Raw genomic sequence first — 10,266 nt, 5'->3', positions numbered from 1 at the left:
GGCCCATCACGTAGAGCCGGTGCGAGATGCGCATGGCGATCGACAGCTTCTGCTCGACCAGCAGGATGGCGACGCCGCGCCGCGCGATCTCGGCGATGAGGTCGCCGACCTGCTGCACGATGATCGGCGCCAGCCCCTCGGTGGGCTCGTCGATCATCACCAGATCCGGGTCGCCCATCAGCGTGCGGCAGATTGTCAGCATTTGCTTCTCGCCGCCGGACATCACGCCCGCGGCGGTATCGACGCGCGCGGCGAGGTTGGGGAACATCTCGAGCATGTCGTCGAGCTTCCATTTGCCGGGATGCTTGGGATCCTTGATCCCGAGCAGCAGGTTCTGCCGCACCGTCAGCCCTGGAAAGATGTCGCGATGCTCGGGCACGTAGCCGAGGCCCAGATGCGCGATCTTGTAGCTCGGCAAGCCGGCGATATCCTTGCCCTTGAAGGTGATGGTCCCGTGCGGCGGCACCTCGCCCATGATCGCTTTCACCGTGGTGGAGCGGCCGACGCCGTTGCGGCCGAGCAGGCTGACCACCTCGCCGGCGTCGATATGCATATCGACGCCCTGCAGGATGTGGCTCTTGCCGTAATAGGCATGGAGATCGCGCACTTCGAGCATCACGCGGCCTCCTCGCCGAGATAGGCTTCCTTGACCTTCTTGTTGCCGCGAATCTCCTCCGGCGTGCCGGAGGCGATGATCTGGCCGTACACCAGCACCGAGATGCGGTCGGCGAGGCCGAACACCACGCTCATGTCGTGTTCGACGATCAACAGCGTGCGGCCCTCGGTAAGCCTACGGATCAGCGCCACTGCGCGCTCGGTCTCGGCGTGGCTCATGCCGGCGGTCGGCTCATCCAGCAGGATGACGTCGGCGCCCCCCGCAATGGTGATGCCGATCTCCAGCGCGCGCTGTTCGGCATAGGTCAGCAGCCCCGCCGGCACGTCGCGCCGGGCGGTAAGGCTGATGTCCACCAGGATCTGCGCGGTGCGCTCGCGCACCTCGGGCAGGTTGTCGATGTTTTTCCAGAACGCGTAGCGCTGCCCGGTGGCCCACAGCACGGCGCAGCGGATGTTTTCCCACACCGTCATGTTGGCGAATACGTTGGTGACCTGGAACGAGCGCGACAGCCCGCGGCGGTTGATCTGGTACGGCGGCAGGCCGGAGATGGTTTCGTCGCGCAGCAGGATCTGGCCCACGCTCGGCTTCATGTAGCCGGAGATCAGATTGAACAGCGTCGACTTGCCGGCGCCGTTGGGACCGATCAGCGCGTGGCGCTCGCCCTGCGCCACCTTGAGATCGACGTTGCGGATCACCGAGGTGATGCCAAAAGTCTTTTCGACCCCGCGAAGCTCGATGGCCGTGCCTTTCAAGAATTGGCTCATGCGGCGACCCCCTTGTCGCGGGCGCTGCTCAGCGCCTCGTCCCAGGCCTGCGCCACGCGCGTCCAGGTCTTTCGCGAGAGATAAAATCCGCCGAAGATCAGCATTGCCGCCATCGCCCAGATGTACGGGCTGGCGGCATCGAACGGAATGCCGAACGACTTGATGTGGGAGTCGTCGCCGGGATTGACGGTGAAATGCACGATCGTCTCAATGGCCAGCATCAGCCCGGTGATCATCGCCAGCGTCGGCACGAAGGCGACCGCATAGCTCGGCAGCACCCGCGTCAGCGTCCCGGCGCGGAGCAGCGGCCGGTGCATCATCAGCAAGCCTGTGAGGCCGCCCGGCGCATACATCACGACCGCGATGAAAATCAGCCCGAAATACAACTGCCACACCGGGGTGAGGTCGGAGAGCCCCAGCGACAGGATGGTGACGAAGATGGCGCCGACGATCGGGCCGATGAAGAAGCCGATGCCGCCGATATAGGTGGCGAACAACACGGTGCCGGACTGCACCGCGCCGAGGTAGGCCGAATTGGCGATCTCGAAATTGATCGCGGCCAGCGCGCCGGCGATCCCGGCGAAGAAGCCGGAGAAGCAGAAGGCGAGATAGCGGATCACGTGCGGGTCGTAGCCGACGAACTGCACGCGTTCGGGATTGTCGCGCACCGCGTTGCACATCCGACCCAGCGGCGTACGCGTCAGCGCGTACATCGCCAGCACCGCCAGCAGCGTCCATGCCGCAACCAGATAATAGATCTGGATCTGCGGCCCGAAACTCCAGTCGAACAACCGGAACACCTTGGTGCGGTTGGCGGAGACGCCGGCCTCGCCGCCGAAGAAGGTGCGCAGGATCAGCGCCGACGACGCCACCAGTTCGGCGAGCCCGAGCGAAATCATCGCGAACGCCGTGCCGGAGCGCCGCGTCGAGACCCAGCCGAGGAGAGCTGCGAACACGAGCCCGGTGAGCCCCCCGATCAGCGGGATCACCGGCAGCGGAATCGCGAACTTGTTCTTCGCCACGATGTTGATGGCGTGGATCGCGAGGAAGCCGCCGAGGCCGTAATACACCGCATGGCCGAACGACAGCATGCCGGTCTGGCCGAGCAGGATGTTGTACGACAGCGCGAAGATGATCGAGATGCCGATCAGGCTGAACGTGGTCAGCGAGCCGCCCGACGAGAACAGTTTTGGCAGCACCAGCAGCGCCACGATGACGGCGAGCCAGAGGCCATAGAATTTGAGCTTGTCGGCGGCGGCCGGCAGCGGCGGCGCGGCGGAGGAGGCGAGATCGCTCATGTGTCGCGTGTTCCCAGGAGACCCATCGGGCGGAAGATCAGGATCAGCACCAGCAGCAGATAGGGCATGATCGGCGCGATCTGGGCGATGGTCACGTTCCAGATGTCGGACAGCCAGGTCGCGGCGTAGTCGGGACTGAGCGGCCCGAAGGCGCCGGCCAGCGAGCCGTTCATCGACACCGCAAAGGTCTGCACCAGTCCGATCAGCAGCGACGCCACGAACGCGCCGGGCAGCGAGCCCAATCCGCCGACCACCACGACGACGAACAGGATCGGCCCGAGCAGCCCGGCCATGTTGGACTGCGTCACGAGCGCGGGGCCGGCGATCACGCCGGCGACGGCGGCGAGTGCGGTGCCGACGCCGAACACCAGCATGAAGATGCGCCCGACATTATGGCCGAGGTGGCCGACCATGTGTGGATGGGTCAGTGCAGCCTGCACGATCAAGCCGATGCGGGTCTTCTTCAGCACGACGAGGAGGCCGACGAAGATCACGATGGATACCGCCAGCATGAACATCTTGAAGGCGGGGTAGTTGGTAGAGAAGATCGTGAACGCCGGAAAATCCAGCAGCGGCGGGACGCGAAAATCCACCGGGCTCTTGCCCCAGATGATCTGCACGATTTCCTCGATGGCAAAGGCGAGGCCGAAGGTGAACAACAATTCGGCGACGTGGCCGTTCTTGTGCACCCGGCGCAGCCCGTAGCGCTCGACGCCGGCGCCGATGGCGCCGGCCAGCAGCGGCGCGATCAGCAGCGCCGGCCAGAACCCGACCCAGCGCGAGATCTGGAAACCGAAGAACGCGCCCAGCATGTAGAACGAGGCATGGGCGAAATTGAGCACGCCGAGCATGCTGAAAATCACGGTCAGCCCGCTCGCCATCAGGAACAGCAGCATGCCGAACAGCACGCCGTTGAGGGTGGAGATGACGATCAGTTCAAGCACGGAATTCTCTCAAGTCATTGAGTGCGAGCGAGACACTATCAACCGTCATTGCGAGCCCGCAAAATCGCCTTCGATTTTGCTAAGCGAAGCAATCCAGAGCCACAAGGAAGAACTGGATTGCTTCGTCGCAAGGGCTCCTCGCAATGACGACCGCGACAATGGTGTAGGATGGGCAAAGGCGCATTTGCGCCGTGCCCACGCGTTCTCAAACGCGGGCACGCTTCGCTTTGCCCGCCCTACAAGGCCTTTACGGCCGTTCCATCTTGCAGGTGGTCGGCAGTTCGGTGGCGGCGGTGTCGATCTTGGCCACCATCTTCCAGCCCCAGCCGGTCTTTTCCTCGTCGAACGGTTCCTTCTCGCTGCGCTCGCCGAGCGAGGAGATGTACATCGGCTGGAAGAACTGGTGGTCGGACTTGCGCATCACGCCCTTGCCGCCATTGAACACGTCCCACTCCATGCCTTCGAGCGCTGCCGCGACCTTGACCGGATCGAGAGACTTGGCCTTTTCGGCGGCGGCGGCGAACATCCGCATTTCGTTGACGGCGCGCGGATAGAACAGGCTGAAGTCGTACTTCGCCCGCAGCGCCTTCTCGAACTCCTGCGACGGCTTGTGGTCGATGTTCGGAATGCCTTCGCCGACCTGGAATACCTGATGGTTGAGGTTGGCCTGCTTGACGGCAGTCGGGCCGCCGGTGCCGCCGGCATAGTAGGTGTACCAGTTGACCTTGAGCCCGGCGTCGGCGGCGGCCTTCAGCAGCAGCGCGAAGTCCTGGCCCCAGTTGCCGGTGATGACGCTGTCGGCGCCGGAGGCCTTGATCTTGGCGATGTACGGCGCAAAGTCGGTGATCTTGAGCAGCGGATGTAGCTCGTCGCCGACCACCTGGATATCCGGCCGCTTCGAAGCCAGCATTTTCTTGGCGGTGGTGCGCACCGATTCGCCGAACGAATAGTCCTGGTTGATCAGGTACACTTTCTTGATGGCCGGCACGCCCTTCATGTAGTTGGTCAGCGCCTCCATCTTGATGTCGGAATTGGCGTCCCAGCGGAAGTGCCAGAAGCTGCACTTGTCGTTGGTCAGCACCGGATCGACCGCGGCGTAGTTGAAGTACAGCACTTCCTTGCCGGGATTGCGGTCGTTGAACTTGGTGACGAAGTCCGACAGCGCGCCGGCCACGGAGGAGCCGTTGCCCTGCGTCACGTAGCGCACGCCGGCATCGATCGCCTTCTGCGCCTGGATCAGGCTTTCCTGCGGATTGGTCTTGTTGTCGAGCGGGACGATCTCGACCTTCTTGCCGAGAATGCCGCCCTTGGCGTTCAACTCATCGGCGAGGAACTGAAAGGTCTTGTAGCCGACTTCGCCGACGCTGGCGCCGCCGCCGGACAACGGATCGATGTAACCGATCTTGACGGTCTCCTGGGCGAACGCGGCGGTGCCGAACATCGGCAGTGCCACGGCCGCGATCATCGCGAGTTTGCGCATGGATTTTCTCCCTGGGTTTTTGTGTCGTGACCGTTGCTGAAGCGTCGGGCTGTTGCCCATCCGCTTCCGGCCTTGTCGCGATTGTGGTCCAACGCCGCACAAGTCGCAAGCGCGACAAAAGTTACACTGTCATTCCGGGATGCAACGGACGGCGGAGCCGGCAGGTGCAGGCCTCAGCCACTCCAATTGGCGTGGCGGGGAATCCCGTCATGTTCATCGTCCCATCCCGGGATTCCGGGTTCGCTCGCGCTGACGCGCTCTCGCCCCGGAATGACAGCGCGCTTATTTACCCTCGGCCTTCTTTGCCTTCTTCTTCGCCGCGACGTTGCCGATGATTTCCGCCGCGCGCAATTCCTCGATCTCGGCGCTATCGAGCCCGAGCAGTTCGCGCAGCACTTCGTCGTTGTGCTGGCCGAGCGTCGGCGCCAGTCGCGTGATCGCGTAGGGCAGGGTGGCGTCGCCCTCGCGGTAGGCCACCGAGGGCAGCAGGTGCGGCCCCATGAAGGCGCTTGTCACCGGCTGCCAGTGCCCGACCTTGAGCAGATGCGGATCGCCGGCGAGATCCATCGGCAGTCGCGCGGTGCCGGCCGGCACGCCATGCGCCTGCAGCGTCACCATCGCCAGGTCCGGCCGCACCGTCTGAGTCCAGTGCCGGACCGCCACCTCGATGCGGTCCTCCTCGGCGCGGCGGCCCTCCGCCGTGGCCAGGCCTGCGTCGGTGGCAAGGTCGGGCCGATGGATCACTTCGCACAGCGCCTGCCATTCCGCATCGGAGCGCACGGCGATGGTGATCCACTGGTCTTCGCCGAGGCACGGGAAGCAGCCGTTCGGCACGAAGCGCGGATGCCGGTTGCCGATCCGCGGGCCGGATTTTCCGGTGACGGATTGCTCGATTACCGATGGCGCCACCAGCGGCAGCAGCGCTTCCACGGCGCTGAGATCGATATGCTGGCCTTGTCCCGTATTCTTCTGCTGCATGAAGCCGAGCAGCAGGGCCGCTGCAGCGCTGACGCCGCCGAAGGGATCGCCCAGCGCGGCGTGCAGCATGGTCGGCGCGTCGCCCTCGCGGCCGGTCACCGACGGCAGCCCGCAGGCCTGCTCCAGCGTCGAGCCATAGGCGCGCACGCCGCTCCACGGCCCGGTCATGCCGAATGCCGGCATCGTCACCACGATCAGCCGCGGATTGATCTGCAGCATGGCCTCAGGCGAAAGCCCCATGCGCGGCAGCACGTCGGCGGCGTAGTTGTCGATCACCGCATCGGCATCGGCCAGCAACCGCTTCAGCAGCGCCATGCCCCGGGGGTTGGTCAGATCGAGGGTGATGCCGCGCTTGTTGCGGTTCATCTGCTGGAACCAGTAGATCTTCTCGTAGGTGCGCTCGGGATGATAGGCCCCGCGCGGATCGGTGCCGCGAAACCAGTCGGGATACTGGCAGGATTCGACCTTGACGATCTCGGCGCCGAGGTCGCCCATCTGCCGCGTCGCCGAGGGTCCGGCCCAGCCCATGGTGAGATCGACGATGCGCAGGCCCTTGAGTGGTAGCGCATCGTCCGGCGTCGCCGCGCGCGTGGCGATACGTTGGCGCGCGGGCAGCGCGACATCGTCATGTTCGCCGGCGAACGGCGCGCGGCCGTTCGGCAGCGGGCGCGACCGGGTCAGGTATTGCGGCAGCACCGGCGCATCGAACGAGGCGCTTCCGATCTGCACCGGCGCAAAGGCGCCGCGCTCGCGATAGTACGGCTGCTGCAGCAGTGTCGCCATGTCCGGCACGACAGCGAGCGGCAGCCGCAGCTCGATGCCGCGCTCGAACCAGTGCCGCGCGCTGTGCTGCATCAATACCGGCTGGAAGATGCCGAGCAGCCTGGCGGAATTGGTGGTGCGCAACAGGCTGTCGGAAAACTCCGGCTCGGTCTCCAGTTCGGGCAGGCCGATTATCGTGCAGAACGCCGCCCACTGCGCCGGCGTCACCACGGTAATCCCGAGCCAACCGTCTTGGGTCGGAAAGGTGCCGACCGGATAGCCGCGGCCGAACCGGTTGATGGCGAGCCGCGGCCGGGTGAAGCCGACTTCCAGCGCCAGCCCGGTATCGAACTCGCTGATATGCAGCATCGCTTCGTGCGCGCTGACCGCAAAGCGCCGCGCGCCAGCGGCGCGGTCGAACAGTCCGGCGAGGCTCGGGATGAACGCGGTCAAGCCGGCCATCACCGCGACCTGGCCATCGCGCGGCAGCACCGGCGGGCCCTCCAGCGGACCGACCAGCTTGACGCTGCCGGACAGCGAGCGGCACACCGAGTCGGTGGCTTCATAATGGCTGTACAATCCATGTTCACCGAACCACGAAATCGCGGTGATCGCGAGGCCGGGCTGGTCGCGGCGCAGGGACTCGTGGGTGAGCAACGAGTTCGCGATGTGCGCCGGCGGCCGGGCGTCGAGCAGCAGGTCGGCCTCTGCCAGCAGCGCGCAGACGCGCGCGACATCGTCGGCGCGATCCAGATCGGCGGTCACGCTTTGCTTGTTGGTGTTGAGCCAGGCGAAGTACCCGCTCTCGCGGCGGCCGTCGCCGGCATCGACGAGCGGCGCGTGCTGCCGCATCGGATCGCCGCCGGACGGTTCGACGCGGATCACCTCTGCGCCAAAGTCCGAAAACAGCTTGCCGCAATAACCCAGCGTGTCGCCGGACCCGATTTCCACGACGCGCAATTCCGACAATGGCAATTTTGACTTCGGCAAGTTTGGCATTTCCGCCCGATCATTTTTTGGTTGGAGCGCATCATGTCGGGATCACTGCGGGCGTCAAGTCACCCGGCGCGATGGCATTTAGATGAACGGCTAACGCTTCTTTCTTCCCTCTCCCTTGTGGGAGAGGCTGGCCGCGCGAAGCGCGGACGGGTGAGGGGTAGCCGCAAGCTCTGGAGCCCAGAAACCCCTCGTCCGTCGCGGACTTCGTCCGCGCCACCTTCTCCCACTTAGCGAAGCGAAGCTTCGCGCGGGGGAGAAGGAAGAAGGCACTCCACAATTGTGATTTTTCAGGTGGTGGCCCTTGTCCTTGGCGCCGACTTCCCCAGTGACACCGACATCGCTGCAATCAGTGGCTTCATGAAGAACGCGTCGTGGGCGGGATAGATGTCGGTGTGCAGGCCGCAGGCCGTCAACTCGTCGGACACTACCGGCCCGACCGAGGCGATCGGCGTTTTCGCCAGCGCGTCGCGCAACTGCGCGTCGCGGCCGTGCGCCCTGGCGGCATCGACGAGGCGGCGGACCTGGCCGGAGCTGGTCAGCGCGATGGCATCGACGCGGCCGGCGGCCATCTCCTCGATGGCCGCGAGGATGTTGGTCTCCGCCGCCTGGGCGTCATAGATATAGGGCGACACCGTATCCACCGTGGCGCCGCAGGCCTCGATGGCTGCTATCAGCACGCCGTGGTCCTTCTCCGGATAGAGCTGCAGCCCGAGGCGGTGCCCCTTGATGTCGAGGCGGCCCAGCATCGCGGCTACGCCTTCCGAGGTCGGCGTTTCCGTGGTGACGTCCGGCTCCAGCCCGATCTCGCGCAGCGCCCGGCCGGGCTTCGGGCCACGCGCAAATTTTCGCGATTGCGCGACGGCGGCGACGAATGCCGGCTCGACGTCCAGCCGCCGCACCACCTTCATGATCCGGCGCAGGCCTTCGCCGGTCATCAGCAGCAGGTCGTCGAACGGACGATCGATATAGCGCGTAATCCACGCCTCCACGTCAGCCGGATCGGGGGCGTCGTGGATGGTGAACATCGGGCATTGCAGGACGTCGGCGCCCTGTTCCGCGAGCAGTTTCGAGAACTGCGCTTCCTCGCGGGTTTCCAGGATCAGGATGCGATAGCCGTTGAGCTTGTCAGCCATGTCGTTCGCTCCCGTTCTGCCGGTTAATTCACTGGCAATGACGTCCATCTTGCAGTGCAAGGCGGGATTGGCGCAAGGCCGCCACGGGTGATAGAGCAGGGCGCCATTACCCGGTTCCCCTGCGAGCAATCAGCCTCATGCCCCATCGCCAGTTCGTTCTTACGTTGTCCTGTCCCGACCGCCCCGGCATCGTCTCCGCGGTATCGACGTTCCTCGCCCATAACGGCCAGAACATCCTTGATGCCCAGCAGTTCACCGACGTCGAGACCGGGCATTTCTTCATGCGGGTGGTGTTCACCGCCGCCGATCTCGCCGTCGATCTGGCGGCGCTGCAGACCGGCTTCGGCGCCATCGCCGAGCGCTTCAAGATGGACTGGCAGATGCGCGACCAGGACACCCGGCGCCGGGTGATGCTGCTGGTGTCGAAGTCCGACCACTGCCTGGTCGATATCCTGTATCGCTGGCGCACCGGCGAGCTGGAAATGATCCCCACCGCGATCGTCTCCAACCATCCGCGCGAGACCTACAAGGACCTCGATTTCGGCGACATCCCGTTTCATTACATGCCGATCACCAAGGACACCAAGCGCGAGCAGGAGCTGGCGATCTGGGAACTGGTGCAATCGACGCAGACCGATCTGGTGGTGCTGGCGCGCTACATGCAGATCCTGTCCGACGAGATGACCAAGAAGCTGTCGGGCCGCTGCATCAACATCCACCACTCGTTCCTGCCGGGCTTCAAGGGCGCGCGGCCGTATCACCAGGCCCATGAGCGCGGCGTCAAGCTGATCGGCGCCACCGGGCACTACGTCACCAGCGATCTCGACGAAGGCCCGATCATCGACCAGGACGTCGAGCGCATCAGCCACCGCGACACGCCCGAGGATCTGGTTCGCAAAGGCCGCGACATCGAACGCCGCGTCCTCGCCCGCGCCATGCGCTACCACCTCGAGGATCGCGTGATCCTCAACGGGAAGAAGACCGTGGTGTTCGTGAACTGAGGTCGCGGTCGCGCACGAGATCCTCCACGAGTCGTCCCCGCGAAGGCGGGGACCCATACACGCTGTTGGCGTTGTTCGGTGTGAAGGGGTACCGGGCGAATTCTTCGCTGAACCACAAAGTCGGAGGCTATGGGTCCCCGCTTTCGCGGGGACGACGGCGAGAACCTACCGCATCACTTCCGCGGACGGCGAGGTCGCCGGATCGGGGCCGGGCTTGGCGCTCGGCATCAGCTGCTTTTCTTCGTGCTGCTTGCGATATTCCTCGTAGCCCGGCGTGCCCGGTCGCGGTGG

8 protein-coding genes are annotated in these 10,266 nt (G+C 65.0%); 1 reads left to right on the top strand and 7 read right to left on the bottom strand.

Annotated elements, in window-relative coordinates:
• The 7 genes from JWR89_RS17985 to JWR89_RS17955 form a co-directional block, all read right to left on the bottom strand.
• A partial coding sequence (locus JWR89_RS17985) for an ABC transporter ATP-binding protein (RefSeq protein WP_299718578.1) occupies positions 1-616 on the bottom strand: 616 nt, incomplete at its 3' end.
• Complete coding sequence (locus JWR89_RS17980) at positions 616-1,380, bottom strand: ABC transporter ATP-binding protein (protein ID WP_299718576.1); 765 nt, start codon at positions 1,378-1,380, stop codon at positions 616-618. The genes JWR89_RS17985 and JWR89_RS17980, both read right to left, overlap by 1 nt.
• Positions 1,377-2,678: a branched-chain amino acid ABC transporter permease gene (locus JWR89_RS17975; RefSeq protein ID WP_299718573.1), complete on the bottom strand. Its 1,302-nt coding sequence runs from the start codon at positions 2,676-2,678 to the stop codon at positions 1,377-1,379. Before JWR89_RS17975 ends, JWR89_RS17980 begins: the two co-directional genes overlap by 4 nt.
• Positions 2,675-3,622 carry a branched-chain amino acid ABC transporter permease gene (locus JWR89_RS17970; RefSeq protein ID WP_299718571.1) on the bottom strand — a complete coding sequence of 316 codons (948 nt, stop codon included), beginning with the start codon at positions 3,620-3,622 and terminating at the stop codon, positions 2,675-2,677. The genes JWR89_RS17975 and JWR89_RS17970 overlap by 4 nt, the downstream gene beginning before the upstream one ends.
• A gap of 247 nt (positions 3,623-3,869) precedes the next feature.
• Positions 3,870-5,102, bottom strand: a complete 1,233-nt coding sequence (locus tag JWR89_RS17965; RefSeq protein WP_299718569.1) for a branched-chain amino acid ABC transporter substrate-binding protein — start codon at positions 5,100-5,102, stop codon at positions 3,870-3,872.
• A 282-nt stretch (positions 5,103-5,384) separates the two neighbouring features.
• Positions 5,385-7,841: a CoA transferase gene (locus tag JWR89_RS17960; protein WP_299718567.1), complete on the bottom strand. Its 2,457-nt coding sequence runs from the start codon at positions 7,839-7,841 to the stop codon at positions 5,385-5,387.
• A gap of 287 nt (positions 7,842-8,128) precedes the next feature.
• The gene (locus tag JWR89_RS17955; protein ID WP_299718565.1) at positions 8,129-8,974 is read right to left on the bottom strand and encodes a uroporphyrinogen-III synthase; all 846 of its coding nucleotides are present in this window, start codon (positions 8,972-8,974) and stop codon (positions 8,129-8,131) included.
• A gap of 137 nt (positions 8,975-9,111) precedes the next feature.
• On the opposite strand from JWR89_RS17955, the gene purU reads away from it, so the two are divergent.
• Complete coding sequence (purU, locus tag JWR89_RS17950; RefSeq protein ID WP_299718562.1) at positions 9,112-9,975, top strand: formyltetrahydrofolate deformylase; 864 nt, start codon at positions 9,112-9,114, stop codon at positions 9,973-9,975.
• The last annotated feature ends 291 nt before the right edge of the window (positions 9,976-10,266 follow it).

The sequence above is a fragment of the Tardiphaga sp. genome (assembly GCF_028290785.1).
Lineage (GTDB): Bacteria > Pseudomonadota > Alphaproteobacteria > Rhizobiales > Xanthobacteraceae > Tardiphaga.
The sequence above is the reverse complement of the archived record's forward strand: the minus strand, read 5'-3'. Positions and strand labels throughout refer to the sequence as shown.

Coding starts and splice junctions, on each gene's coding strand:
- JWR89_RS17980 (WP_299718576.1), bottom strand. CDS start 1,380: ATGAGCCAATTCTTGAAAGGCACGGCCATCGAGCTTCGCGGGGTCGAA.
- JWR89_RS17975 (WP_299718573.1), bottom strand. CDS start 2,678: ATGAGCGATCTCGCCTCCTCCGCCGCGCCGCCGCTGCCGGCCGCCGCC.
- JWR89_RS17965 (WP_299718569.1), bottom strand. CDS start 5,102: ATGCGCAAACTCGCGATGATCGCGGCCGTGGCACTGCCGATGTTCGGC.
- JWR89_RS17960 (WP_299718567.1), bottom strand. CDS start 7,841: ATGCCAAACTTGCCGAAGTCAAAATTGCCATTGTCGGAATTGCGCGTC.
- JWR89_RS17955 (WP_299718565.1), bottom strand. CDS start 8,974: ATGGCTGACAAGCTCAACGGCTATCGCATCCTGATCCTGGAAACCCGC.
- purU (WP_299718562.1), top strand. CDS start 9,112: ATGCCCCATCGCCAGTTCGTTCTTACGTTGTCCTGTCCCGACCGCCCC.